1 protein-coding gene is annotated in these 503 nt (G+C 61.8%); it reads right to left on the bottom strand.

From position 1 onward, the window contains the following. A partial coding sequence (locus HP566_RS08455; RefSeq protein ID WP_249976821.1) for a hypothetical protein occupies nt 1-503 on the bottom strand: 503 nt, incomplete at both ends.

Here is a 503-nt window from a genome sequence, read left to right on the forward strand (position 1 = left end):
GGCTTCGACTCCCTGGCGCCGATAGGCCTCGGCGAAGATATCCTCGATGGGGCGTTGTGGGTTTTCCTCGCGCACCCGCCGCACCTCGGCGGAGAGCCGCAACAGTTCCTCGCTGGGCTTGGCCCACTGCGCCTTGGGCAGGGGCTTCGACCACTCCACCATCTCCGGTGACAGCGACTTAGTACCAGAACGCCTGAGTAGCCATGTTTCCAGCTCGGCCAAATAACCCGGCAGGGTCCAGAAGGTGAGCAGATGATAGAGGTACCAGCCCAGGGTGTAGCACCAGCCTACCTCGCCATTGCGGCGCCGTTGATGAAGCCGACGGTGGGCGTTGCGGATGGTATGAGCGCCTTCCCAGGGCGGGTCGCCTGCTTCGCGAATGGCAAGCGGGCTTTGAATCTCATCCAGGGAGTTGATGTCATACTCCATATAACCGCGCAAGGCTTCCCACTCGGCCAGGGCCAGCGGTAAGGCGGGGGTCATAAACTCGGTTTTTACCCACT

The sequence above is a fragment of the Vreelandella olivaria genome (assembly GCF_023507745.1).
GTDB lineage: Bacteria > Pseudomonadota > Gammaproteobacteria > Pseudomonadales > Halomonadaceae > Vreelandella > Vreelandella olivaria_A.